This window comes from Desulfosceptrum tomskiensis, from assembly GCF_049818055.1.
Classification (GTDB): domain Bacteria; phylum Bacillota; class Desulfotomaculia; order Desulfotomaculales; family JASEER01; genus JBFLVT01.
The window spans coordinates 1,822,839-1,847,363 of the sequence record NZ_CP187479.1 but is presented as its reverse complement, the minus strand read 5'-3'; the positions used below and the strand labels follow the sequence as shown (position 1 = coordinate 1,847,363).

The following is a 24,525-nucleotide window of genomic DNA, read 5'->3' as shown; positions in this document are numbered from 1 at the left end:
TTGAAGAAAATGGGGGCTGTTCAAAAACGAGCATGGCGCGGAAGGCGAAGCCGACCAGCGCAGAGCGTACTGGGTGGTACGTGAGCACTGGGCGGCGAGCGTGACAAAGCCAGGCGGAGTTTTTCAACAGCCTCGGTTAGAGGGGGTATCCAAGATGAGCGATATCCGGGAGCGAAAGCGGGAACTTGTGGCCCTACACTATGCGAGGATGCCCGCGGCCCGGAAAATGAAGTTGCTGGTCAAAATGAGCGAGGTGACCAGGAAGCTCCAGGAAGGGGTCAGGGCGACTTGCAAGACCCGTTGATTCTCTGTGCGGAGATCATGGACTTCCTGGCAATCCCCTACTGTATCGTCGGCAGCTACGCCGTCGCTTGCTACGGGGTCCCCCGCCAGACAGGGGATGTCGACGTCCTGGCCGTCATCGACGGTGATGCGGCGGCCGTCGCCAAGAAGTTGAGAGGGCTGGGCTTCGAAGTCTCCCTAAGCCGGGCCGACCTCCTTGATCCACGTGGCGACCTCATCACCATCGCCTCAGACCTCCCCATCCAATTGATCAAGGCCAAATACGAATACCAATTGGACGCCGTCCGGAATGCGATAACCGTCCCTTACGAGGGTCGGGAGCTGCGGGTGGTGTCGCTGGAGGACCTCGTGCTACTCAAACTGAAGGCCGGCAGCCCCCTGGATCTTAACGACATCCAATCAATTATGAAAGTGCAGGGCTCCAACCTGGACATCGCGTCCTTGATGGAGAGGGCCCGGCGCATAAGGGTCGACAGGCGGCTACGGGCGCTCCTCGCGAAAACGACATTGCCGGGGGGTCCGGACGCATAAGACTTATGATGCAACGGGAACGGAAATGAGACCTCGGGGCGGGGAACCTCGGGGTTCTCTTTTTCTTCGAGCGAACAGAGGCTCAACCTTACTTCTATACTGTGAGAAAGACCGGGGTTACCTACCTCTGGATAGCATGGCGGCGAATGTTTTCTTTCATCTCGTTTCCCGGCGCTATGGCCGGGCCTCAATCATCCTGACCTCGAATAAGTCCTATGCAGAATGGACAAGAGGCCGGTATCGTTTTAGGAAACCGATGTTCAAGGACTATGTCACCGAGCGTTTTACCTTTGGTTCGAAGTTTCCGGGAAGCTTATGTCCGTGCAGACCATCAGCCGGTGAAGACCGCCGCCGTGACACAGACTTCCGGATCTTAGGAACGGCGCGCGGGTTTCGCTTTACAACGAAGCCTGGAAGACAGGCCGCTATGTGCCTTGTTGCAGGAAAACGAAGGAAAGAGAATCATCATGCCGAATCGTACAGTTCAAGCGCCTAAATACAAGTCAGGACTTAACGGCAAAGGAGAATCTGCTGCAATGAATGGAGAATCTGCTGCAATGAATAATGAAGGCGCCGCACCGGCGGATGCGGTTTACAAAATCCTGGTGGTTGACGACAGCCCGGTCGTCCGGGACGTCATCAAGAAACACTGCACCCCTGAGGGGATCGAGGTGGTGGAAGCCGGGAGCGGCGCTTCGGCCAGGAGGACCCTGAAGCTGATGCAGCCCGACCTGGTGGTCCTGAACATGGTGCTGCCCGATGCGAACGGTCTGGACCTCTGTCGCGAGATCAGGACCGAAGAGCGCCTGAAATGGGTGCCGGTGATCATCCTGACGGCGCTGGGCGACCTGAAATACCTGCGGGAAGGATATGACTGCGGCGCCGACGACTACGTCGTGAAGCCTTTCCAGCCGGAGGAGTTCGTCCTGCGGGTCAAAAGCCGGATCAGGCGGGCCAAGGCCCTGTGCTACGAATCCTTTCACGACGCACTGACCGGATGCCATACCCGCGGTTACTTCATGGCCAGGCTGGAGGAGGAGGTCTTCCGCAACCGGCGGGAAGGGACGCCGTTCAGCTTGCTGCTGGCCGACCTGGACGACTTTAAACGGGTCAACGACACCCACGGCCACCTGGTCGGCGACCACGTGCTGCGCGAGTTCGGCGCGGTGCTGTGGGCCAGCTTCCGCCGGACCGACGTCGTGGCCCGTTACGGCGGCGAGGAGTTTGCGGTGCTGATGCCCAAGACCGATCTGGCCGTGGCGCTTGCCGTGGCGGAGCGCGCCAGGGAGGCGTGGCTGGCCCACCCCTTGATCGTGCCCGGAGGCGGCGAAAGACTGCGCGTCACCTTCAGCGGCGGCGTGGTCGAGGGCGGCCGGGAGACGGCCGGCGTCAGCGAGATTCTCGCCGCCGCGGACCGCGCCCTTTACGCGGCGAAGGTGGCGGGCAAGGACCGGATTGCCGCCGGAGCGCTTCCTTTGCCGAAGGCCGGGCAATCCCTGTGATATCTCAAGGCAAGGAGTGCTTACGTTGACCGGGGAATGCTACCGAGGAGTTCTTCCGGGTCGCCCTGCGGCGTCGGCGTTACGATTTCCTTGCTGGGCTGCAGGCGGATCTGGATCGCTATCTGTGGTTTTTCAACTGGGGGCGACCGCATCAAGGCCGCCGTACCGGGGGCCGTACCCCGGCCGAAGCCTTCCTGGTTCCGTATCCTGATCTGATTGGACTACCGTGTCAACACCAGGATCATTTGACATCCATTGACGAGATTTGTAGGAGCAACTGCGGCAGGGCCGCGTTGGTAGGACGGGGAAAATGGGTCGGGGGCAGTCAGGTTACCTCAGTGCCGGGTTGCCGATGCATCCGACGCCATCAATCTCCGACAATGACGGGTGCCATCGGGGTGGATCAGGGTCTACGCCACGTCCTGGAAGAACGGGATGGTGGTGCTGGAGACCGAGCGGGAGCCGTACTTTCTTTCCCCGGCGGAGCCGCAGAGGTTTTGCGATGCGCTGCGGACCCGGCTTTGCGGTTACAAGATTGTTTGTGGAGGCAAGGTGAAGACGGTGGCCAATCTCAACGCGACGCTTCTTGCGCAGATATTCCATTTCGTCCTGTTGTTGGCCCTGACGGTCGGTTTGGCTCTGGCCATCCTGTACTTCCTGACGCGGCGCAAGTCATCGAGGAACTGCAGTCAGGATACTTCCCCGACCATGGCTCGTCAGGAAGAAAACCCGGAGCGCCTTGTGTGCCTGCGCTGCTCCGCGGAACTCGAGCGCCTGGGCGTGGAGAAGTTCCGCATCGGCGGCGCAACCGGCTTGGTCAAGCTTGTGTTCGACGAGTGGACGGAACCGGGAGAGGATGTTCTTCCCCTCGAAGTCTGGGTTTGCCCCGGTTGCCGGAGGGTAGAGTTCCGGTTTGCGGGGCGGGATTAGGATGCACGGAGCTAAGGAGGTTCACGCCCTGCGCTTCCTTTCGACGGGCTTGTATGGTGTGAAGAGGGTTGGCCGGGTGTTCTCTTCGAATATACGGTTGAGGCCTGGGCCTGCTACCCTGATTTTTTTCGGCTCCGGGCCGTATCCCCGGTCGAGCGGTCGCAATATCTATTTCGTCATGCTGGCCCCGCTCGACCCGCCGGTGCCTGCAGAGTGGGATCGTGAGCATCGAGTCGCAACGCGCTTCCGGAGGCGCCGTACGGAGTAACCGAGCACTCCCCCACCTAAAAGCAAACCGGCTGAAAATGTTATCACCAGGAGAGCGTCGTCATCGGAAAGGAGGCCGGGCCACAAGGCTTCCGCCAAAGACAGGACAACCGCTGCGAGAAAGAAGGCGGCCGCCAGGAGCAAGAGAAATAGCACACGGGAAAGCAACCAGTAGACATCCGCAGTGACGACAATCCAGAGGATTTTCTTAAGCCGCTCCTCTGGCGGTAGCTGGGATAGCGGCTGTTTTGGGTGTTCGGGAAAAACTTCGTTGGTTGCCTGATAGACGATCAACCCGGTCCCTCCAAGCGCGGCCAGAGGGGCGAGAAGAAACGCCACCTCGGGGTCCTCAGAGGCCTGAAGGGTGCACACGGACACCGGCAGGGCGTAAGGCAACCACGCTGCGGCCGCCGCGAGCACGGCGCGCGCCGCGAGCCGGTTTACGGTGGCACTGGAGATCTTGAGCACATGCTCCGTGAAAAGAGAGGCACCCAGCGCGCCGACCCCGAGGAGCACTACCCAGAACCACCTTTCTTCTACCCGTGCGGCCTGCGGCCCAAGTTTGCGCAAGAGAAAACAGACCGCGTAGCCGGCGCTGACCGAGGCTGCTGCGGCGAGGAGAACAAGCCTGACGAACGTTCCCGCCATTGCCGGCTTTCCCTGGGCCGACAACCTAAGCGGGGCGCGAGGCACCCAGCTGCCGGGCGCGGATGAAGGCGCTGACCGAGCGGTCGTAGGTGCGCTCGGCTTCCGGCGGGAAGAAGCAACCAGGGAGCTCGCCGCGGCCTCTGTGGTAGGCCACACACTCGCAGCAGAGGCCTTTCTTGTCGCACGGTTCGTAGGTGCAAGTGCAGCGGGCAAGGTTTCTGTCCTTCCGGCACTCCACTGGGGACACTCCTTACTTAAATTTTTGTATCAGTTTTCGCGCCCCGTTTCTCAAACCCTGCACCGAAAACAAAAGACCCTGTCGGTGGTCGGCAGTTGCGGCAGAGCGTCCAGTTCTTCTTTCAGCACGACATAATGCGCCTCGTCTCTGGCTCCGCAGCCCTGCAGGCCGGGGAAATGCCGCAACCCCAGGAGAAATGACCGGTAGGTGAATTGTATGCGTCTTTTCTTGTGCCCATCATTGCATCCCGGAGTGGTGCGGCGTACCGCAGATGAATGTCCTTGCCCGGGCAGGGCCGGACGGCACTCCTTTGCCGGGCTCCGGAGCGTCTTTACCGCCGTGGACAAAGAGTGCTGATCCATCACTACGCGACCCTTACCGGAGCCCGCGAGGACGCCCGCTACTGGTCCCTTACCCTGGAATTCGGCCGCCGCTTTGCCCGGATGGCCGTCGATTGGTGCGACGCCGCGCTGGCCGCGATCACGCAGGAGGACAAGGCCCATGGGTAAGAAAATTCCCGGCATGGTCTCGATTTTCATCGGCTTTGTCCCCTGGATCCTGTACCGGGCGCTCTCGGGCCCCGGCCTCTGGACGGAGCAGGATGCTGGTGCGGTGTTCTGGTTGTCTGTTGCCCTGCCGTTTGGACTACAGCACAGCTCCAAAAACGGTAAGGAGGGGTAGGTGCGGTGTTCTGGTTGTCTTTGGCCCTACCGTTTGTCATCGGATTGGCCGTGGCGGCCATCCTGTATTTTACGGTCGGCTGGTGGGGTTTTTGGATAGTCTTCCCCTGGATCGGGTTTTCTATCTCTCTGGGAACGTATTTAATGGCGAAATTACCGCGCAAGAAAAGATCCGCGGGAAGGCGGGTCGCCATTCTGATGATCCTGCCGGCGCTCTTACTATTCGTCCCCATTGCCAATAACGAGAACTTTCAATTGGAAGGCGTGGTCTTGCTGTTACTGGCCGGCTACTTTTCCAAGGGAGTCATCCATTACATGGTCGCCAAGGTGTTCGGGCCGTTGATCTGGGGGCGGGGATTCTGCGGTTGGGCCTGCTGGACGGCGGCGGTTCTGGACTGGCTGCCGCTCAAAAAGACGGGCCGGATTCCACCGGAGCTCAAAAGAATAAGGTACCTGACCTTCGCCCTGTCAGTTTCGTTGCCGGTGGTTCTGGTGTGGTTTTTAAACTATGACGTGCGCAATGACTACCTGCACAAGACCGAAATGCTGTGGATGTTTGCCGGCAATGCCCTTTACTATCTGATCGCCGTGCCTATGGCCTTTATCTATAAAGACCGGCGGGCTTTCTGCAAGCTTGTCTGCCCGGTACCCGTGGTAATGAAACCGCCGGCCACGGTGGCGCTGATCACTATTGCGCCGTCCGGAAAACCGGAGGCGGACTGTGTAAAGTGCGGTCAATGTAATCGTGTCTGCCCGATGGATATTGACGTGATGTCTTTCATCAGCCAGGGAAAGAAAGTCCGGGACACCGAGTGTATTCTGTGCATGGAATGCCGGCTGGTCTGCCCCGCCGGGGCCATTGCCTGAGCCGCGACCGAACATAGTTTGCATCCCAACCAGCCAGCCCGCGTGGTGATCGATTTGTCGAATATCCCCGAATTATCTCGAATTTCTCCGATATCAGCGTAAATCAGCGGAAAACGACAATATCCTGCAGGAAATCGCCCGGTGACATCGAAATCCCCTTCAACTAATAAGCATTTGGCAAGAAAGGTAACGCATTACTACGCTAAACGTTAATGAATAAACTGGTTGCCCCGCCGGAAGTGAGGCAGCTCTTAATTCGGGGGACACCATACTGAATTACTCCTTTGAGACCTGTGCTCGTAGTATGATGACAAACGCATGGCCAGGGCAGAGCGAGTAATGGTTCCCAGCATGCCCCACCACGTTACGCAGCGGGGCAACCGGCGGCAGCAAACATTCTTTTGCGAAGAGGATACAGAGCATACCTGCATCTGATGGCGGAGCTTAATCCCATCCGTGCCGGGCTGGTAGAAGAGGTCTGGCAGTATCCCTTGAGCCGGTTTGCCGGTGCTTTTTTAGTCCCCGCACCGGCGGCGCGCCGCGAATTGGGGGAGCGGCGCCGCCGAACTGCTCGCCAAATCCCTGGCCGAATTTTGGCGGGAGGTGGCCGGGCGGCATGGCGGATTTCCGGCGGACCCACGTGACTGACACGAACATCTGGATCGACCTGGATGCCGGATGAGGCGAGACGGTTGACGCTGTAAGGGCTTCGGCAGGGAAAATGGCGGCGATTGGAGAATAAAACAAAAAAAGGCAGTTACGGCAGTACGCGCCTTTACGGTTTGAACCTCTAAAAACCGGCTGTTCGGTAGAATCCCGGTTTATCTGGCGGGAGAGGATTATGGCGAAAAAGAAAAGCGCGGCGAAAAATGGCAACGGCGGCCTCGAATTTGCCGACCGGCTCTGGTCGGCGGCCAACCGGTTGCGGGGCACGGTGGAGGCAGCCGAATACAAGCACATCGTCCTCGGGCTGCTCTTTCTGAAATACCTCTCGGACGCTTTTGAAAAAGGCATAAGTTCCTGCTGCGGGCCGTAACCGATCCCGCCAACACGGAATACTATGTAAAAGAAGCGCCGGCGGAGTACATCGCTTCGGTGGCTGAAGATAAGGATGAGTACCTCGCCGCCAACATCTTCTGGATCCCGCCCCAGGCCCGCTGGTTTTATCTTTTGGCGAATGCGCACCAGCCGCATCTCGGCCGGCTGATTGACGAGGCGATGGCCGCCATCGAGAAAGAGAACCCATTGCCTGATCTCAAGGCGATTTCATCCTGGCCAATCGGCCCTTTAACATGAAGGAGTGGGGCGGTGAGCGACTACGGGAGGATAAGCGCTGGAAATACGGCGTGCCGCCGCCACTAGTAAAGTATGCGACCTTTTTGGAGGAAAGTTTAACATGGAAAACGGCCAACTGACCTGGATCACCAACTTCATTTGGGGCATCGCCGACGACGTGTTGCGCGACCTCTACGTGCGCGGCAAGTACCGTGACGTCATTCTCCCGATGACCGTGATACGCCGGCTGGATGCGGTATTGGAGCCCACCAAGCAGGCCGTGCTCGAGAGGAAAACTTCGCTCGACAAAGCAGGGATCGTACACCAAGACGCTGCTCTGCGACAGGCTGCTGGTCAAGCCTTCTACAACACCTCCCCCTTCACGCTACGCGACCTCAAGGCGCGTGCCAGCCGCCAGCAACTGGAGGCGGATTTTCGTGCCTACCTCGATGGCTTCTCGCCCAACGTGCAGGAGATCATCGACAACTTCGAGTTCCGCCACCAGATCCCGCGCCTTTCCAAGGCCGACGCCCTGGGCACGCTGATCGAGAAGTTCCTCGACCCGTCCATCAACCTGAGTCCTTACCCTGTGCTGGGCAGCGACGGCACCGTCCGGCTGCCCGGCCTCGACAATCACGCCATGGGCACCATCTTCGAGGAGCTGGTGCGCCGCTTCAACGAGGAAAACAACGAAGAAGCCGGCGAGCACTGGACCCCGCGCGACGCCGTGAGGCTGATGGCCCGCCTGATCTTCGAGCCGATCGCCGACCGGATCGAATCCGGCACCTACCTTCTCTACGACGGCGCCTGCGGCACGGGCGGGATGCTCACGGTGGCCGAGGAAACCCTGTTGCAGCTGGCGAAAGAACGTGGCAAACAGGTCTCGGTGCATCTTTTCGGCCAGGAGATCAACGCCGAGACCTACGCCATTTGCAAAGCCGACCTTTTGCTCAAGGGCGAGGGCGATGCCGCCGACAACATCGTCGGCGGGCCGGAGCATTCGACCCTATCCAACGACGCCTTCCCCGGCCGCACCTTCGACTTCATGCTCTCCAATCCGCCCTACGGGAAGAGTTGGAAGAGCGACCTGGAACGCATGGGCGGCAAGGCTGGCATCAAGGACCCGCGCTTTGTCGTGCAGCACCGGGGCGAGGAGCTGTCGCTGATCACCCGCTCAAGCGACGGCCAGATGATGTTTTTGGTGAACATGCTCTCCAAAATGAAGCACGACACCCCGCTCGGCAGTCGCATCGCCGAGGTGCACAACGGCTCGTCGTTGTTCACAGGGGACGCCGGCCAGGGCGAGAGCAACATTCGCCGCTGGATCATCGAAAACGATTGGCTCGAGGCGATCGTCGCCCTGCCGCTCAACATGTTCTACAACACCGGCATCGCCACCTACGTCTGGGTGCTCACGAACAGGAAGCCCGAGCACCGCAAAGGCCGCGTGCAGCTCATCGATGCCACGCAGTGGTACAAGCCCCTGCGCAAGAACCTGGGCAAGAAGAACTGCGAGCTGTCCGATGAGGACATCCGCCGCATCCTCGACACCTTCCTCAAATTCGAGGAGACCGAGCAGTCCAAGATCTTCCCCAACGCGGCCTTTGGCTACTGGAAGGTGACGGTGGAGCGCCCCCTGCGCTTGAAAGGTATCGACCCCGAGCGCGCCTACACCCCCAAGGAGATCAAGACATTGAGGGAGACGGCGGAGCGCGCCGACGATGCACCGCCGGTCATCAAGAAAATTCACAAACCCGGCACGGCGCCTGATCCGTTGCGCGGGCTGTTGGAGGTTGTCATCAGTGGCAAGCCGCGTGTGGTGGAATACGAGCCGGACACCGAACTGCGCGACAGCGAGCAGATCCCCTTTCTCGAGTGCCCGGCATGCCATCAGCCTGACTACCTGCCGAGCCTGGAAGACCAGCGCACGGCCATCGAGACTTTCTTGCGCCGCGAAGTCCTGCCCTACGCGCCGGACGCCTGGTATGACCCGGCAAGCGTCAAGATTGGCTACGAGATTAACTTCAATCGCTACTTCTACAAGCCAAAGGCCCTGCGCTCATTAGACGAAATCCGCGCCGGTATTCTGGCGGTGCAAAAGCATGCGGAGGTGTTGTTGAATGAACTTTTCGGAGGATCAACAAGATGACCACGGTCCGACCATTTACCAATGCTCAGATTGAAAAACTTGCGCGCTTGCTCGGTGAATGCGGCACAGGAAGTGAGATTTCCCGAGTTCTTCAGGAACGGGGACTGGTTGACCGTTCTCGCGAATCCACGAAGTGGCGACGCCTTTACTGGGTATTTCAACATTACCAGAATGAGTACAAGTGTGCCAATCACGTGCTTGATTTCACACGCGCATTCCTCGCCCCGGCGCGATTCATTGATCGGTCTGAGGAGTTTGAAAACTACCGACAACACCTCAACCAGATCTTGCTTTTCTCCGGGTTAGAGTTCGGGCCCGATGGGCAGTTCCGACAAGTAAACGCAGTGACGACACTGGAAGAGGCAGAGAAACGTGTACAGACCATCCGAGCGAAGTTAAAAGGCCGTAGTGTCCACCCAGAGGTGTTAAAGTATTGCCGAGCTGAACTGATGCAGGACAACTACTTCCACGCCGTGTTCGAAGCAACGAAAGGTCTTGCCCAACGTATCCGGGACATGACGGGCGTTCAGTTGGACGGTGCAGCACTTATTGACCATGTTTTCGCTATTGACCGACCCCTTCTCGCTCTGAATTCGCTCCGAACAGAAAGCGAGAAGTCGGAGCACAAAGGCTTCGCGTTACTGTTGAAAGGTTGCTTTGGCGCAATCCGGAACCCACGTGCTCACGAGCCAAAGATTCTGTGGAAAGGAGAAGACGACGCTGTAGACTACCTTACACTCCTCTCTTTGTTGCATCGCAAGCTGGATGATGCCGTGCTAGTTCGTGAAGGAGGTCAGCCATGATACGCACCCTGACCCCCTACCCCGCCTACAAAGACTCCGGTGTGCCGTGGCTGGGCGAGGTGCCAAGGCATTGGGAGGTCAAGCCACTCAAACGCTGGGTGAGCATAAATGCGGCAGTCCTACCGGATACTACCGCTGCCGACTACCAATTCCGATACATCGATATCGGCACAGTGGGCACTGGTTTTCTAATCCGAGAACCACAACAGATGCGATTTGGCGACGCGCCTTCCCGTGCCAGACGGGTTCTCCGCAGGGGGGACACCATTGTCTCCACCGTGCGAACTTATCTGAAGGCGGTCTACCATGTCGATAGAGACGTAGACGCATTGGTGTGCTCAACTGGCTTTGCTGTCCTGACCCCCGGCCCCGGAACACAGCCGCGGTACGTGAGCTACCTAGCGCAGAGTAGTCCCTTTACCGACTGCATCAGCGCAGAATCCGTTGGTACCGCTTATCCGGCAATCGCCGAGAGCCGACTTGGCTCATTCCATGTACCGGTGCCGACCCTGTGGGAACAAACCGCCATCGTCCGCTTCCTCGATTACATGGACCGGCGGATTCGGCGCTACATCCGCGCCAAGCAGAAACTGATCAAACTGCTGGAGGAGTACAAGCAGGCCCTCATCCACCAGGCCGTCACCGGGAGAATCGATGTCCGCACGGGCCAGTCCTACCCGTCGTACAAGGACTCCGGCGTGGAGTGGCTGGGCCAGATGCCGGAGCATTGGGAACTCAAACCGCTCAAACGCTGGGTACGGATAAATGCGAGTGTCCTGCCAGACACTACTCCTGCGGACTATGAATTCCGATACATTGATATAGGTACAGTGGGCACAGGTTTTCTAACCAGAGAGCCACAACAACTGCGATTTGGTAACGCCCCCTCCCGCGCCAGACGAGTTCTCCATATGGGAGATACCATTATCTCAACCGTGCGAACTTACTTGAAGGCGGTCTATTATGTGGACGGAGACGCAGAGGCTCTAGTGTGCTCGACCGGCTTTGCTGTTTTGACGCCAGGACCCAGCACACAGCCGAAATACGTGAGCTACTTGGTGCAGAGTAATACTTTCACCGATCGTGTAACTGCCGAATCGGTTGGCACGGCTTACCCGGCAATTGCCGAGGGGCGACTTGGGTCATTCTATGTCCCTATTCCCCCCCTCCCCGAACAAACCGCCATCGTGGAGTACCTTGACGCCCAGACGGCCAAGATCGGCGCCGCGATCGCCGCTGCCCGCAGCGAAATCGAACTTCTGCGCGAATACCGCACCCGCCTCATCGCCGATGTGGTCACCGGCAAACTGGACGTGCGCGAGGTGGCGGCGCGGCTGCCGGAGGAGCCGCCTGAGGAGGAGGCTGAGTTGATGGACACGGACGAGACAGCCGAAGGTGAGGCGACAGATGATGATGCCGCCGCAGAAGCTCTCTCTGAGGAGGAAGTTGAACCATGAAACCCACCGACATCAGCGAAGCCGGGCTCGAAACTCTGATCTGCCGGGCGCTGACTGGCAGCGACTGCGTACCCCGACCTGCCGGTACTCCAGCGTTCGTTGCCGAGGCGCCGGCACCCTACGGCGGTGTGGGTTGGCTCCCCGGCGACCCGGCCGATTACGACCGGGAGTATTGCGTCGATTTAGCTCAGCTTGCGGCGTTTCTGCGCGCCACGCAGCCCAAGGTGGCCGAGGCGCTCGATCTCGACAACGACAGCCCCACCCGGCGCAAGTTTCTGGCGCGTCTTCAGGGCGAGGTGAGCAAGCGCGGGGTGGTGGACGTATTACGCAACGGGATTCAGCACGGGCCGCACCGCATCGAGCTTTTCTACGGCACGCCTTCCCCCGGAAACGAGCAAGCGCGGGCGCTCTATGACCAGAACCGCTTCATCGTCACGCGCCAGCTCCGCTACAGCCGCGACGAGACGCAGCGGGCGCTGGACCTGGTGCTCTTCATTAACGGCCTGCCGGTCTTCACCTTCGAGCTCAAAAACCGGCTGACCAAACAGACGGTGCATGACGCCATCGAGCAGTACAGGCGCGACCGCAACCCGCGCGAAAAGCTCTTCGAGCTGGGCCGCTGCGTGGCGCACTTCGCGGTTGACGACAACGAGGTGTGGTTCTGCACGCACCTTGCGGGCAAGGCATCGTGGTTTCTGCCTTTCAACAAGGGATGGAACGACGGCGCGGGCAATCCTCCCAATCCGCAGGGGCTCAAGACCGGTTACCTGTGGCGGGAGATACTCACCCGTGAGAGCCTGACCGACATCCTCGAAAACTACGCTCAACTCCTTGAGGAGAAAGACCTCAAGACCGGCAAGAAACGGCGACGGCAGATCTTCCCCCGCTATCACCAGCTCGACGTGGTGCGAAAACTTTTGGCGGACGCGGCGGCGCACGGCGTGGGCCGGTGCTATTTGATCCAGCATTCCGCCGGCAGCGGCAAGTCCAACTCCATCGCCTGGCTGGCCCACCAGTTCGTAAGAAGTGTGAAGGGTGAAGTGGGAAGTGTGAAAAAAACCGAGCATTCACCCATCACCCCTCACACTTCACACTTCGTTTTCGATTCCATTATCGTGGTGACCGACCGACGCATCCTGGACCAGCAGATCCGGGACACGGTCAAGCAGTTCGCTCAGATTTCTTCGACAATCGGGGCCGTCACCGGTGAAGGTAGCAGCAAGACTAAGCAGCTTGCCAACTTCTTAGCTTCGGGGAAAAAGATCATTATCTCGACCCTGCAGACCTTTCCCTTTATCCTCGACGAAATCGGCAGCGAGCACCGCGGGCGCCGTTTTGCCATCATCATCGACGAGGCGCATTCGAGTCAGGGTGGCCGCACCTCGGCCAAGATGAGCATGGCCTTGTCGGAGGCCGGTGCTGAGGACGAAGACGAGACCTTCGAAGACCAGATCAACCGGCTCATGGAGGCCCGGAAGCTGCTGCCGAACGCCAGCTACTTCGCCTTCACCGCCACGCCCAAAAACAAAACGCTGGAAATTTTCGGCACACCCGATCCGCAGCCCGACGGCACGGTGAAGCATCGCCCGTTCCACAGTTACACCATGAAACAGGCCATCCAGGAAGGGTTCATCCTGGATGTGCTGGCCAACTACACGCCGGTGAAGAGCTACTACAGGCTCATCAAGACCATCGAGGACGACCCGGAATTCGACGTCAAAAAGGCGCAGAAGAAGTTGCGCCGCTTCGTCGAGGGGCACGAGCACGCCATCCGGCTCAAGGCCGAGATCATGGTGGACCACTTTCATGAGCAGGTGATCGCCAAAGGCAAGATCGGCGGCCAGGCGCGGGCCATGGTGGTGACCGGCAGCATCGAGCGCGCCATTCAGTACTTCCATGCCTTCAAGGCGTACCTTGCCGAGCGCAAGAGCCCCTATCGGGCGATTGTGGCCTTCTCGGGTGAGCACGAGTATGGCGGGCACAAGGTCACCGAGGCCAGCCTCAACGGCTTTCCCTCGGCCCAGATACCCGACCGGATCCGGGAAGACCCCTACCGGTTTTTGATCTGCGCCGACAAGTTCCAGACCGGCTACGACGAGCCGCTCCTGCACACGATGTACGTGGACAAGGTGCTCTCCGGGGTCAAGGCGGTGCAGACACTTTCGCGCCTCAATCGCGCCCACCCCCAGAAGCACGACACCTTCGTCCTCGATTTCGTCAACGACCCGGAGGCGATCCGGAAGGCCTTCGAGCCCTACTACCGGACGACCATCCTCGCCGACGAGACCGACCCGAACAAGCTGCACGACCTCAAGGCCGACCTTGACGGCTACCAGGTGTACACGCCTGAGCAAGTTGATGAACTGGTGCGGCTCTACCTGAGCGGCGCCGACCGCGACCAGCTCGACCCGATCCTCGACGTCTGCGTCGCCACCTACATGAAGCATCTCGACGAAGACGGTCAGGTCGACTTCAAGGGCAAAGCCAAGGCGTTTCTTCGAACCTATAACTTTCTGGCTTCGATTCTCCCCTACACCCATGCCGAGTGGGAGAAGCTGTCGATCTTCCTCGACTTCCTGGTACCCAAGCTGCCGGCGCCCAAGGAAGAAGACCTCTCCAAGGGTATCCTCGAGGCGATCGACATGGACAGCTACCGGGTCGAGAAGCAGGCGACCATGAGGATCGCGCTTCCCGATGCGGATGCCGAGATCGAACCGGTGCCCACCGTGGGCGGTGGACACAAGCCCGAACCGGAGCTCGACCGTCTCTCGAACATCATCAAGGCTTTTAACGATCAGTTCGGCAACATTCCCTGGACCGACGCCGATCGGGTGCGCAAGCTGATCACCGAGGAGATTCCTGCGCGCGTAGCGGCCGACACCGCCTACCAGAACGCACGCAAGTATTCCGACAAACAGAACGCGCGTATCGAGCACGACAAGGCCCTCGTTCGGGTGATGACCGCGCTACTTCGGGATGACACCGAGCTGTTCAAGCAGTTCAGCGACAATGCGTCGTTCCGTCGCTGGCTGACCGATACGGTATTCGCACTGACCTACAGCGAACCTGGCAGCGCGAGGTAGCCAGTACGACTTCATCGACGGCTTCGCCCGGCAGCTGCGCGACGCCGTGCCCCACTTCGAGAGGCGACTGGAGGCTTAAGACGGCAAGGCCATGGTCGTCTGCATGAGGCGGCGCATCTGCGTTGAGCTTTATAAGTACCTGCGGGAGCTGCCGGGCTGTCCCGAGGTGGCGGTGGTGACGACCGGCGCGGCGAGCGACCCGGAGGATTACCAGCCGCACATCCGGAGCAAGGCCAAGCAGAAGGAACTGAAGAAGCGCTTCCGGGACCCCGACGACCCCTTAAAGTTAGTGATCGTCCGGGATATGTGGCTCACCGGCTTTGACAACCCCTGCCTGCACACGATGTACGTTGACAAGCCTATGAAGGGCCACAATCTGATGCAGGCGATCGCCCGGGTGAACCGCGTTTTCAAGGACAAGCCGGGCGGGCTGATCGTGGACTACATCGGGATCGCGGACGACCTCAAAAAAGCGCTGGCCTGCTACACCAAGAAAGACCACAACGAGGTGATGATTCCCTTGGACCAGGCGATTGCGGCCGTTACGGGTACAAGCCGGCGGCGTGCGAGACGCTGGTGGTCATCATTATGGAGCAGGCGGAGAGCCTCTACCGCGACTGGCCGGAGGCGGCGTAGGGTTTCGGAAGACCGGAGATAAGGGATGGTGAAGCATCTTGGATATCACGCCGGACAAGAAAAGGTTGCTCGACCTGGTGGAGCGGGCGAGGAGCGGGGAGATCGTCCTGCCCGAGTTTCAGCGCAACTTCGTTTGGACCCGGGATGATGTAAGAGACCTTCTGACCTCGGTGCTGAAGGGTTACTTTATTGGTTCGTTCCTTCTTTTAAAAGTGGATGCGGAGAGCAGCCCCTTCGCTTTCCGGGCCGTGGCCGGGGTAGAGAAGCCGGCGGAGCAACTCAAGCCCGACTGGCTGATTCTCGACGGCCAGCAACGCTTAACCTCCCTGCACTACGCTTTTGCGGCGCCGCCGCTTCCTTTAAAGTGGACCAAGTATCCATACCGTTTTTTCTTAGACTTAAGCAAGATCAGTGCTGGTGACCTGGATGCGGCCGTCTTCAGCGAACGAGCTGACCTGTGCGGGCGTTACCTGGATCAAGACTACCAGTTTGAAAACCTAATTGTTCCGTTCACGGAACTGCCGCGGTGGGAAGACTGGCTCAACGATTACGAACGCTGGCTGATTGAGCGCGACCAGGAGCGGTACTTTAACGAGTACTTTAAGGTGCATAAGCCGGTGTGGAACCGCGCCGTTGGGGTCATCCGGCAGTTTTATGTGCCGACGATTGAAATCCCGAAGGTGAAGCCAGACGATGCTGACGGTATTGCCGAAGTATGCGCCATATTCGAGAAGCTCAACAGTACCGGGGTGGCTCTTTCGGTATATGACCTTTTGACTGCCCGGTTATACCGTTTCGGTGTTGACCTGCACCGGCTCTGGCAGCAGGCGGTGGAGGATAATGAATTGCTCCGCCAGTTCTCGGGTGGGGATCCTGATATCTACGGTGTTCTGGTGCTACGTACCTTAGCGCTTATCCGGGAACAGGAGGTTAAAAGTAAGTCCCTAATTAACCTGCGGCCGGAAGGCTTCGAAAAAGATTGGCACACCGCCGTAGTTTACATGGAAAAAGCCCTCAAGCGGACCACTTCGACGAGTCAGGACGGGTTCGGCGCGTTTGCGCAGAAGTGGCTCCCGTATTCGACAATGATGCCGGTACTGGCTGCTCTTCTCTACAGGATTGACCGGGATAAACTGGATAATCGGGCTTACCGCGGGGTAAAAAAGTGGTACTGGGGTTCGGTTTTTCTTGAGCGGTACGCCGGGGCCGTGGAGAGCATTACGCTTGCTGATTACCGGGATTTGGTCCAGTGGTTCAGCGACCCCGGCCATAAGCCGGCTGTTTTCGAACAAATAGACCGTAATATCCTTCGCAATCCTAATTTTTCGCTGCGGGATACGGCGCGGGTCAACGCCGTTTACCGGGGGGTCATCAACCTGGTGGCCATTCAGGGAGCCAAGGATTTCCAGGCCGACGACGCGATCGAATTTCACGCGCTGGACGACCACCATATTTTCCCGCGCGCCTTCTTGGCGTCGGTGAAAGACGCTGAAGGTAAAAGTAAGTACCAAAACCCGGACATCAATACGGTGCTTAACCGGACGCTGATTTCCCAGGCCACCAACCGCCGGATCAGCCGGATGAGGCCGAGCGATTACCTGGCCAAGTTGGTCCCGCCGGAAAGGAAGCAAGAAATTATGGCTACCCATCTGATTGACGAGGCGGCGCTGGTGGCGATGGAACGCGATGATTACGAAGGCTTTTTGCAGGCGCGGGAGAAGCGGATTATGGCGGCGTTGGCGGCCTATCTGATACTTTAATCTGGGGAGGAAACGCAGTGCCGGCACGGGTGATGCGCCAGAACGAGGCGATCAAAGAGGTTTTCCGCCGCAAGATTCAGGAGAAAGTGGCCCGCGAAAATCCAAAGAGTGGGTGCTGGTCAACGACGTGGTTTTAGAGCCCAAGCCGGAGGAATTCATTCAGTTGGACCACGTCCTGATCGGGCCGCCGGGGATTTACCTGATAGAAACCAAAGCCTGGGAAGGTGCTTTCACAGGGTATAAAGATAACTGGCGGCGGAAGGAAGGCGGTTCGTGGGTGCGGTGTGAAGGAGCTTCGTAGTGTTTCATAGTTAGTTTTCAGCCTACCTACGAGGAATTGAAACACCTCCTTACTTAAGTTGTGGAATCCTCTGTTCCAAGTTTTCAGCCTACCTACGAGCCTTATTACGACGAACAGACGGTGCGTCTGCATCACGACGCGCACCACAAGACCTACGTTGACGGGTTGAACAACGCGGAGGCCAGGCTCGCCGAGGCGAGGAAGAAGGGCGACTTCGCCCTGGTCAAGCACTGGGAGCGCGAGCTGGCTTTCCACGGTTCCGGTCATATCCTGCATACCATCTTCTGGGAGAATATGGCGCCCAACGCCGGCGGTTCGGCCACGGGGCCGATCGCCGCCCAGATTGATCTGGATTTCGGCGGCTACGACAGCTTCAGGACGCAGTTCTCGACCGCCGCTGTAGCTGTTGAAGGTTCCGGTTGGGCTGTATTGGCCTGGAACCCTGGTTTCGGCCGGCTGGTCATCCTGACGGCCGAAAAACACCAGAACCTGACCCAGTGGGGAGTCGTCCCGCTCCTGGTCTGCGATGTGTGGGAACACGCGTACTACCTCAAATACCAGAACAGGCGGGCGGCATGGGTGGAAGCCTGGTGGAACCTGGTCAACTGGGATGACGTCAACCGCCGGTTTGCCGCGGCGAAGTAGCGGGGAGTGCGAAGGGGGGCTAAGCTCTCCTTTGCATTGTTGAGAACCCCGTCCTGCAAGCCGGAGTTGTCCAGGACCCGATGGTCAAAAGAGTGACTTTGAACTGGTAGACGGCCGGTTCCGGGGACCCCTTGCCCATGGCGCATACTCCCCCTGCCCCTTCGTCTTCTTGCTTCAGTCTCTGATACGGGCCGCGATCTCCAGCCCCAGGTCGTAGCAGTGCCGCAGGTCGTCGGGCGTGGGAGCCCACTTCACGGTCGGACCCGGTTCGGCCGCGAGTTCGATCTTCGCGGCCTTCAGCCGCTCCTCGATGACCTTCAGGGCGCCGCCGCCCCAGCCATAGGAGCCGAAGGTCAGGCCGACCTTGTTCCCGGGCCGCAGGCCCGCCAGCTCGTCCAGGAAGGAGGAAACGACGGGCAGGGCGCCGTTGTTGATGGTCGGCGAGCCCACCAGGACGGCGTGCGCCTCGAGGATTTCCTTGACGATCTCGCTGTGGTCCGAGACCGAGAGCTTGAACAGCCGGGCCGCGTAGCCTCCGGCCGCCAGGCCGTCCAGGAGGGCGTGGGCCATCTTCTCGGTGCTCAGCCACATGGTGTCGTAGGCGATGACGGCCTTCGCCGTTCCCCGGCCCTCGGCCCAGCGGGCGTAAGCCTCGAAGATCCGGCCGGGATCCCGTCGCCAGATGATGCCATGGCTGGGGGCGATGGTCGACCTCGTCGTCGAAGCGCTCCGTCGTGGCGAGGTACTGGCCGAAGGCGTCGTTGGGCTTGCCTAATAGTTACGCGCCGGCAATTCGAAGTAGGCACGCGGGTGGGCGCAGGCCGGGCAGACCTCCGGCGCTTCCTCGCCTTCGTGGAGGTAGCCGCAGTTGCGGCAGCGCCAGGTCGTTTTCTCCTCCCGCTTGAAGACGCGGCCGCGTGTCACGTTGTCCAGCAGGGCACGGAAGCGCTCCTCGTGGCTCTGCTCGGCGCGGCCGATGGCCCGGAAGACGGCGGCGATCTCCGGGAAGCCCTCCTCCTCGGCCGTCCGGGCAAAATCGGGGTACATGACGGTGTGTTCGTGGTTCTCCCCGCCGGCGGCGGCGGCCAGGTTCTCGGCCGTCGTGCCGATCCGGCCGGCCGGAAAAGCGGCGCTGATCTCCGCCTCGCCGCCTTCCAGGAACTTAAAAAGGCGCTTGGCGTGTTCCTTTTCGTTGTCCGCCGTCTCCAGGAAGACGGCGGCGATTTGTTCGTAGCCTTCCTTTTTCGCCTGGCCGGCGTAGTAGGTGTAGCGGTTGCGCGCCTGGGACTCGCCGGCGAAGGCGGTCAGCAGGTTCTTTTCGGTCCGGGTCCCCTTGAGACCGGGCATCCGGCTCACCCTCCTTCTGACGGTTGGTATGGCTTTTTCTGTCATACTAACTCACCGGGGTCGGGAAGACAAGCCAGTTCGTACCATGTCCGGCAGGGAAAGGGTGATCGTGCCGAATCATGTACCCGGGTGCTGAATTCTTGCCGGGAGGGGGTCCGCAATGACGGAGAACGGTACGTGTACGACCCGGATGCGGGCGATCCCGCCGGCGGCGTCCCCCCGGGGACGCCCTTCGCCGAACTGCCGGAGGACTGGACCTGCCCGGTTTGCGGTGCTTCTAAGGATGTCTTCGAGAAGGCCTGAAACCGGAAAACCCGAAAATAAAGCCACCCCGCCCGAGGCAGGCTGGGCGGCTTTTCGCCGGGGGGATCGGCATACCCTTGACTAAAACCTGATGTAAGATCTATAGTGGTGGTAAGGAGGTGCCGGAATGTTAAGGGCGCGAGTGACCAGTAAGGGCCAGATAACCATACCGGTGACCGTTCGACGTAAGCTTGACCTACAGCCGGGTGACGAGTTGACATTCGATGTAAACCCCGAAGGCGAAGTTATGGTAAGGGCCTTCAAGCGCAAGCGCCTGACGGAGCTATATGCCTCTTTACCGGCGACCAGGAAGTATCCAGGCAAGGAACAGGTACGAAAAGAAGTGGCCGCCAGGCTGGCGCAGGGGAGTAAGTTGAGTAAAGGGAAAGAAGAGTAATGGCGTGCTTATGGATCGACGCCAACGTTATCCTGCGCTTCATTACCGGTGATCCCCCGGAGATGGCCGCGCAGGCTTTAGAGCTTATGAACCGCGCCGAGAAAGGGGAAACCTGCCTGCGATTATCCCACCTGGTGGTGGCTGAAGCGGTATGGGTGCTCTCTTCGTTCTACGAGTACACCAGGAGGGAGATTGCCGATACTCTGATTCCCTTCATAAGGGCGGACGGCGTCCGGGCCGAAAACCCTGATCTGGTGGTACAGGCCTTGCAGGATATGGCTGACAAGAACGTCGACTTCGTGGATGCCTTCCTTGCCGCGCAGGCGCGGAGACACGGAGAGGGCGTCTGTTCTTTCGATAATGACTTCGCAAGGCTTAAAGTCACCTGGGTTAAACCCCCGGGATAACCGTCCGAGGCGGTCAACGGACAGAAAGATGGTTGTGTCGCCTGGGTTCTCTTTCCCGGCCGGCCGAGAGAAAAGCCGTTTTGGGTGGCAGACGGGGCTCCAAGCGGCTTTTATGTTTTTCAGCCCCGTTATGCCGCCGCAGTCCTCGGGGGACACGCCCGCGCACCCGCCAGGCACACGGGATATCGGACGCCGTCTGCTTTCCCGGTCCTGTCCCCAGTGTGATCCTGCTCAATTGGCTGGACGAGCACGATGTGAGCGGCTGTAGTGTTCCAGCGGACAGCAGGGGATGTATACATTTTCGCCAGCTGTTGCTAAAATGTTGTAAATTACGCCGCACGGCGACGGGGATCGTCACCGAACGAGAGATTTCGGGAGTGGGTTATGGATTACGCCGCTTTCCTGGAGCGCGCCGGTTTCTGGCAATTGCAGGAAGAGATCGCCAGGATGACCGGCCTGGCGATCATCACCACGGACGCGCGCGGCCGCGCGCTGTTCGGCAAGAGCAACCTTCCTCCCTTCTGCGTGCTGGTCAACAGCACGTACGAGGGGAGGATGGCGTGCGAGACCTTTCGCCGGGAACTGGCCCGCGCCGTCCTGTCCGGCGGGGAGGTCCAGCGCCGCGCTTGCCACGCGGGGCTGGTCAATATCGGCGTGCCGGTGGACAGGCAGGGCGTTGTGATCGCCGGCGGCGTGGCCGTTGCCCGCCTCAAAGAAGAAAAACTCGCCCTCCTGGCCGATGAGCTGCACTGCCCGCGGGAGAAGCTTGTGGAGCTGGCGCAGCAGGTGCCGGTGTGGACGGAGGCAAGGCTTGCCGAGGCCGGCAGCCTCGTCCGGGCGGTGACCTCCTACGCGGCCCGGTCGTTTGAGAGCCACAGGCTGCTCCTTGATGTCTCGTGCCTGGGCGAAGACATAGCCATAGAGTATGATGAGCAAAGGCTCGTCCTCCGGGTGGTGCGGGAGACCGCCCGCACGCTGGACGTGCCCGTGTGTCTTCTGCGCACCTACGACGAGGAGAAAAAAGCGCTGGTGGCACGCGCCGTGCATGGCGTCGAAGGGGTGGATCCGGAGGCGATCAGGGAGCTCCCGGTGGAGAACTCCGTCGCGGGCGCCGCGTTTAAAACCGGCGAGCCGGTGGTCGTCTCCGACCTGCGCGCGGCCGGCGGGAAGATGCTCCTGCCGCAACTTGCTCCGGCGGTGCGAAGCGCCCTGGTCGTGCCGCTGCGCGCCAGGGGCCGTGTCCTCGGCACTCTCGGCGTCTACGACACGGCGCCCCGCGCCTGGGACGAGGCCGTTACCGGATATCTCACCGCCATCGCCGCCAAGGTTGCCCTGGCCCTGGAGAACGCGCGCCTCTACGCGTCGTTGAAGGAATACTACCTGAGCGCCCTGCAGGCACTGGCGGCGGCCCTGGAGGCCAAGGACGCGTACACGCGGGGGCATTCGGTGCGCGTGGCGAAACTGGCGCGGGCCTGCGCGCGTGCGCTTGGCCTGAACACTGAGGAGCAGGAGCAGGTTTACCTGGCCGCGCTCCTGCATGACGTGGGCAAGATCGGCGTATCCGAGGACGTTCTTTTGAAACCCGGGCGCCTTGATCCCGCGGAGTGGGAAGAAGTCAAGAGCCACCCCGTGGTGGGGGCCAGGATTATTGAGCCCGCCAGGTTCCCCACGGCGGTGATCGCGGCGGTCCGGCACCACCACGAGGACTACGACGGCGGCGGCTATCCCGACGGACTGGCGGGGGAGGAGATACCTCTTTTGGCGCGGGTCATCCGGGTGGCCGACACCTACGACGCGATGACGTCGGCCAGACCCTACCGGCAGGCGCTTACTCCCCAGCAGGCGCTGGAGGAATTGCGGCGATGGGCAGGCCGGCAGTTCGACCCGCGCGTGGTGGAGGCGTTCCTGCGGGTTCCGGCCGAGGAGATGGAAGAAATTGGGGGGGGGGGGGGTACTCTGATTACCCTTCTTACAGATGTCTTGCGGCGTCGCATAGACTCAGGGAGCGGACTGTCGTGGGGAAAGGGGTTGGATTGACCGCCCGCGCCTGCGCGGTGTAGAATCGAGACCGGACGGCAAAGGAGAATCTGCTGAAATGAGAGATGCCAGCGCCTCATCGGCGGACGCGGTCTACAAGATACTGGTGGTCGAAGACAGTCCGGTTGTCCGGGGCGTCATAAAAAAGCATTGCTCCCCCGAAGGGATCGAGGTGGTGGAAGCCGGGAGCGGCGCTTCGGCCAGGAGGACCCTGAAGCTGATGCAGCCCGACCTGGTGGTCCTGAACATGGTGCTGCCCGATGCGAACGGTCTGGACCTCTGTCGCGAGATCAGGACCGAAGAGCGTCTGAAATGGGTGCCGGTGATCATCCTGACGGCGCTGGGCGACCTGAAATACCTGCGGGAAGGATATGACTGCGGCGCCGATGACTACATCGTGAAGCCTTTCCAGCCGGAGGAGTTCGTCCTGCGGGTCAAAAGCCGGATCAGGCGGGCGAAGGCCCTGTGCTACGAATCCTTTCACGACGCACTGACCGGATGCCACACCCGCGGTTACTTGTTGGCGCGCGTGGAGGAGGAAATCTTCCGCAGCCGCCGGGAAGGGACGCCGTTCAGCTTGCTGCTGGCCGACCTGGACGACTTCAAGCGGGTCAACGACACCCACGGCCACCTGGTCGGCGACCACGTGCTGCGCGAGTTCGGCGCTGTGCTGTGGGCCAGCTTCCGCCGGACCGACGTCGTGGCCCGTTACGGCGGCGAGGAGTTCGCGGTGCTGATGCCCAAGACCGATCTGACGGCGGCGCTGGCCGTGGCGGAGCGCGCCAGGGAGGCGTGGCTGGCCCACCCCTTGACCGTGCCCGGAGGCGGCGAAAGACTGCGCGTCACCTTCAGCGGCGGCGTGGTCGAGGGCGGCCGGGAGACGGCCGGCGTCAACGAGATTCTCGCCGCCGCGGACCGCGCCCTTTACGCGGCGAAGGCGGCGGGCAAGGACTGCATCGTCGCCGGCGGGCAGGCGTGACGTGATGCACACCCAAGTTAATTATCCAGTTAGCTGAAGGCAAGCACATCTGTTTTTTGCTCTCTCCCATAGTGCAATTCCCCGAAGAACGGGTAATGGTATTGCGCACGCCGCGCCTGTACCAGTAATGAAGTATTCTACCACGTTACGGCTAGAGGCAACCGTCGGTAATCAAGGGGTCAGGTCGCAAAAGTTCAAAGTTTGTCCTAAAACAGGCAACGTCTCGACGGTCCGTAGGAGCTTGGGACAGTGTTAACCCCTTCCAAATAATATTGTAAAAATGTGTTTGGCGGCTTAGGCGGTAAAAACTTTGAAGTATTGAGGTTTGGCCCCGAGAAGTTTCTGAAAACGTTTGGCGATCAGTACCACCGGCGTTTAGAATAAACTTATAACAGGTTAACAGATAAAGGGGAGTTCGGCGTGGGAATAAAACAAGAAGTCGGTAAGCTCCTGACCCGCTTGCCTGATGATTGCTCGTTAGAGGACATTCAGTATCACCTTTATGTTCTTCAGAAGATTAAACGCGGGTTGGAAGATGCCGAGAATGGGCGGGTTTACTCACAGGAAGAGCTCGAACAAATGATGGCAAAATGGATCGAAGAATAGTCTGGTCTCGCGAAGCCGCCGCCGATCTCGAAGCGCTTGCCCGGTACATTGCCAAAGACTCGCTTTTCTACGCTGCGGCGGTTGTGCAAGAGATTCTTGACGCCAGCCGTTCTCTAAGAAGGTTTGCGGAAAGGGGACGTATCGTTCCCGAACTCGGTGACCGCAAGTTCCGCGAACTCCTCATAAGAGGTTATCGCCTCATCTACCGCCTTGAAGAATCCCAGGTCTTAATAGTAGGCCTTGTCCATAGAAAACGTAATCTAAAAAGGTTATGGAGAAGGGGAAAACGAAACGGCTAGGGATATTGTTCAAAAAGCCAGGCTTTTCCGAGAAGGCTCTACCGTCATTAGATCGGTACGAGCCAGGAACGTGGT

29 protein-coding genes and 2 pseudogenes are annotated in these 24,525 nt (G+C 59.8%); 25 read left to right on the top strand and 6 right to left on the bottom strand.

What is annotated here, in order from left to right:
* Nucleotides 1-154: 154 nt before the first annotated feature.
* The 4 genes from ACPV0M_RS09410 (at nucleotide 155) to ACPV0M_RS09395 (ending at nucleotide 2,336) form a co-directional block, all read left to right on the top strand.
* Nucleotides 155-304 (top strand): hypothetical protein, encoded by a 150-nt coding sequence (locus ACPV0M_RS09410; protein WP_425620393.1) that lies wholly within the window; start codon nucleotides 155-157, stop codon nucleotides 302-304.
* Nucleotides 289-834, top strand: a complete 546-nt coding sequence (locus tag ACPV0M_RS09405; protein WP_425620392.1) for a DUF6036 family nucleotidyltransferase — start codon at nucleotides 289-291, stop codon at nucleotides 832-834. The genes ACPV0M_RS09410 and ACPV0M_RS09405 overlap by 16 nt, the downstream gene beginning before the upstream one ends.
* A gap of 25 nt (nucleotides 835-859) precedes the next feature.
* Entirely contained in the window at nucleotides 860-1,330 is a 471-nt protein-coding gene (locus tag ACPV0M_RS09400) for an ATP-binding protein (RefSeq protein ID WP_425620391.1), read from the top strand.
* Between the two features lie 61 nt (nucleotides 1,331-1,391).
* A complete protein-coding gene (locus tag ACPV0M_RS09395) occupies nucleotides 1,392-2,336 on the top strand; it encodes a diguanylate cyclase (RefSeq protein ID WP_425620390.1) in 945 nt (314 codons plus the stop codon).
* 20 nt (nucleotides 2,337-2,356) lie between these two features.
* Here the strand turns inward: ACPV0M_RS09395 and ACPV0M_RS09390 are convergent, their stop codons facing one another.
* A complete protein-coding gene (locus tag ACPV0M_RS09390; protein WP_425620389.1) occupies nucleotides 2,357-2,488 on the bottom strand; it encodes a hypothetical protein in 132 nt (43 codons plus the stop codon).
* Nucleotides 2,489-2,723: 235 nt separating this feature from the next.
* On the opposite strand from ACPV0M_RS09390, the gene ACPV0M_RS09385 reads away from it, so the two are divergent.
* Nucleotides 2,724-3,266 carry a PH domain-containing protein gene (locus tag ACPV0M_RS09385; RefSeq protein WP_425620388.1) on the top strand — a complete coding sequence of 181 codons (543 nt, stop codon included), beginning with the start codon at nucleotides 2,724-2,726 and terminating at the stop codon, nucleotides 3,264-3,266.
* Nucleotides 3,267-3,434: 168 nt separating this feature from the next.
* On the opposite strand, the gene ACPV0M_RS09380 is transcribed toward ACPV0M_RS09385, so the two are convergent.
* The 3 genes from ACPV0M_RS09380 to ACPV0M_RS09370 are packed head-to-tail and all read right to left on the bottom strand — an operon-like array spanning nucleotide 3,435 to nucleotide 4,766.
* A complete protein-coding gene (locus ACPV0M_RS09380; protein WP_425620387.1) occupies nucleotides 3,435-4,181 on the bottom strand; it encodes a hypothetical protein in 747 nt (248 codons plus the stop codon).
* 25 nt (nucleotides 4,182-4,206) lie between these two features.
* Nucleotides 4,207-4,419, bottom strand: coding sequence for a DUF6485 family protein (locus ACPV0M_RS09375; protein WP_425620386.1), 213 nt, complete (start codon nucleotides 4,417-4,419; stop codon nucleotides 4,207-4,209).
* A 50-nt stretch (nucleotides 4,420-4,469) separates the two neighbouring features.
* The gene (locus ACPV0M_RS09370; RefSeq protein ID WP_425620385.1) at nucleotides 4,470-4,766 is read right to left on the bottom strand and encodes a hypothetical protein; all 297 of its coding nucleotides are present in this window, start codon (nucleotides 4,764-4,766) and stop codon (nucleotides 4,470-4,472) included.
* 3 nt (nucleotides 4,767-4,769) lie between these two features.
* Here ACPV0M_RS09370 and ACPV0M_RS09365 point away from each other — a divergent pair, with 3 nt between their 5' ends.
* The 13 genes and pseudogenes from ACPV0M_RS09365 (at nucleotide 4,770) to ACPV0M_RS09305 (ending at nucleotide 18,075) form a co-directional block, all read left to right on the top strand.
* The gene (locus ACPV0M_RS09365; protein ID WP_425620384.1) at nucleotides 4,770-4,928 is read left to right on the top strand and encodes a hypothetical protein; all 159 of its coding nucleotides are present in this window, start codon (nucleotides 4,770-4,772) and stop codon (nucleotides 4,926-4,928) included.
* A complete protein-coding gene (locus ACPV0M_RS09360; protein ID WP_425620383.1) occupies nucleotides 4,921-5,100 on the top strand; it encodes a hypothetical protein in 180 nt (59 codons plus the stop codon). Before ACPV0M_RS09365 ends, ACPV0M_RS09360 begins: the two co-directional genes overlap by 8 nt.
* Before the next feature lie 5 nt (nucleotides 5,101-5,105).
* Nucleotides 5,106-5,966, top strand: a complete 861-nt coding sequence (locus tag ACPV0M_RS09355) for a 4Fe-4S binding protein (protein ID WP_425620382.1) — start codon at nucleotides 5,106-5,108, stop codon at nucleotides 5,964-5,966.
* 841 nt (nucleotides 5,967-6,807) lie between these two features.
* A pseudogene (locus ACPV0M_RS09350) lies at nucleotides 6,808-7,211 on the top strand (type I restriction-modification system subunit M N-terminal domain-containing protein); the annotation flags it as partial.
* 47 nt (nucleotides 7,212-7,258) lie between these two features.
* On the top strand, nucleotides 7,259-7,381 hold the full coding sequence (locus ACPV0M_RS09345; RefSeq protein WP_425620381.1) for a hypothetical protein: 123 nt from the start codon (nucleotides 7,259-7,261) through the stop codon (nucleotides 7,379-7,381).
* Nucleotides 7,363-9,390, top strand: a complete 2,028-nt coding sequence (locus tag ACPV0M_RS09340; protein ID WP_425620380.1) for a type I restriction-modification system subunit M — start codon at nucleotides 7,363-7,365, stop codon at nucleotides 9,388-9,390. The genes ACPV0M_RS09345 and ACPV0M_RS09340 overlap by 19 nt, the downstream gene beginning before the upstream one ends.
* Entirely contained in the window at nucleotides 9,387-10,193 is an 807-nt protein-coding gene (locus ACPV0M_RS09335; RefSeq protein ID WP_425620379.1) for a TIGR02391 family protein, read from the top strand. Before ACPV0M_RS09340 ends, ACPV0M_RS09335 begins: the two co-directional genes overlap by 4 nt.
* Nucleotides 10,190-11,650, top strand: coding sequence for a restriction endonuclease subunit S (locus ACPV0M_RS09330; RefSeq protein WP_425620378.1), 1,461 nt, complete (start codon nucleotides 10,190-10,192; stop codon nucleotides 11,648-11,650). Before ACPV0M_RS09335 ends, ACPV0M_RS09330 begins: the two co-directional genes overlap by 4 nt.
* Nucleotides 11,647-14,733: a type I restriction endonuclease subunit R gene (locus tag ACPV0M_RS09325; protein WP_425620377.1), complete on the top strand. Its 3,087-nt coding sequence runs from the start codon at nucleotides 11,647-11,649 to the stop codon at nucleotides 14,731-14,733. Before ACPV0M_RS09330 ends, ACPV0M_RS09325 begins: the two co-directional genes overlap by 4 nt.
* 37 nt (nucleotides 14,734-14,770) lie before the next feature.
* Nucleotides 14,771-15,271: pseudogene (locus ACPV0M_RS09320) on the top strand (type I restriction enzyme subunit R domain-containing protein); the annotation flags it as partial.
* Between the two features lie 136 nt (nucleotides 15,272-15,407).
* A complete protein-coding gene (locus tag ACPV0M_RS09315; protein ID WP_425620376.1) occupies nucleotides 15,408-17,129 on the top strand; it encodes a GmrSD restriction endonuclease domain-containing protein in 1,722 nt (573 codons plus the stop codon).
* A 112-nt stretch (nucleotides 17,130-17,241) separates the two neighbouring features.
* On the top strand, nucleotides 17,242-17,430 hold the full coding sequence (locus ACPV0M_RS09310; RefSeq protein ID WP_425620375.1) for a nuclease-related domain-containing protein: 189 nt from the start codon (nucleotides 17,242-17,244) through the stop codon (nucleotides 17,428-17,430).
* 60 nt (nucleotides 17,431-17,490) lie between these two features.
* Nucleotides 17,491-18,075 (top strand): superoxide dismutase, encoded by a 585-nt coding sequence (locus ACPV0M_RS09305; protein ID WP_425620374.1) that lies wholly within the window; start codon nucleotides 17,491-17,493, stop codon nucleotides 18,073-18,075.
* A 174-nt stretch (nucleotides 18,076-18,249) separates the two neighbouring features.
* Here ACPV0M_RS09305 and ACPV0M_RS09300 read toward each other — a convergent pair whose 3' ends face one another.
* A complete protein-coding gene (locus ACPV0M_RS09300; protein ID WP_425620373.1) occupies nucleotides 18,250-18,666 on the bottom strand; it encodes a flavodoxin domain-containing protein in 417 nt (138 codons plus the stop codon).
* Nucleotides 18,667-18,846: 180 nt separating this feature from the next.
* Nucleotides 18,847-19,422, bottom strand: coding sequence for a rubrerythrin (gene rbr / locus ACPV0M_RS09295; RefSeq protein WP_425620372.1), 576 nt, complete (start codon nucleotides 19,420-19,422; stop codon nucleotides 18,847-18,849).
* 177 nt (nucleotides 19,423-19,599) lie between these two features.
* Here rbr and ACPV0M_RS09290 point away from each other — a divergent pair, with 177 nt between their 5' ends.
* The 7 genes from ACPV0M_RS09290 (at nucleotide 19,600) to ACPV0M_RS09260 (ending at nucleotide 24,450) form a co-directional block, all read left to right on the top strand.
* Entirely contained in the window at nucleotides 19,600-19,725 is a 126-nt protein-coding gene (locus ACPV0M_RS09290) for a rubredoxin (RefSeq protein ID WP_425620371.1), read from the top strand.
* Between the two features lie 127 nt (nucleotides 19,726-19,852).
* On the top strand, nucleotides 19,853-20,122 hold the full coding sequence (locus ACPV0M_RS09285) for an AbrB/MazE/SpoVT family DNA-binding domain-containing protein (protein ID WP_425620370.1): 270 nt from the start codon (nucleotides 19,853-19,855) through the stop codon (nucleotides 20,120-20,122).
* Entirely contained in the window at nucleotides 20,122-20,529 is a 408-nt protein-coding gene (locus ACPV0M_RS09280) for a PIN domain-containing protein (protein WP_425620369.1), read from the top strand. Before ACPV0M_RS09285 ends, ACPV0M_RS09280 begins: the two co-directional genes overlap by 1 nt.
* A gap of 384 nt (nucleotides 20,530-20,913) precedes the next feature.
* On the top strand, nucleotides 20,914-22,566 hold the full coding sequence (locus tag ACPV0M_RS09275; protein ID WP_425620368.1) for an HD domain-containing phosphohydrolase: 1,653 nt from the start codon (nucleotides 20,914-20,916) through the stop codon (nucleotides 22,564-22,566).
* Between the two features lie 58 nt (nucleotides 22,567-22,624).
* Nucleotides 22,625-23,545, top strand: a complete 921-nt coding sequence (locus ACPV0M_RS09270; RefSeq protein ID WP_425620367.1) for a diguanylate cyclase — start codon at nucleotides 22,625-22,627, stop codon at nucleotides 23,543-23,545.
* A gap of 420 nt (nucleotides 23,546-23,965) precedes the next feature.
* A complete protein-coding gene (locus tag ACPV0M_RS09265) occupies nucleotides 23,966-24,151 on the top strand; it encodes a hypothetical protein (protein WP_425620366.1) in 186 nt (61 codons plus the stop codon).
* On the top strand, nucleotides 24,136-24,450 hold the full coding sequence (locus ACPV0M_RS09260; RefSeq protein WP_425620365.1) for a type II toxin-antitoxin system RelE/ParE family toxin: 315 nt from the start codon (nucleotides 24,136-24,138) through the stop codon (nucleotides 24,448-24,450). Before ACPV0M_RS09265 ends, ACPV0M_RS09260 begins: the two co-directional genes overlap by 16 nt.
* Nucleotides 24,451-24,525: the final 75 nt, after the last annotated feature.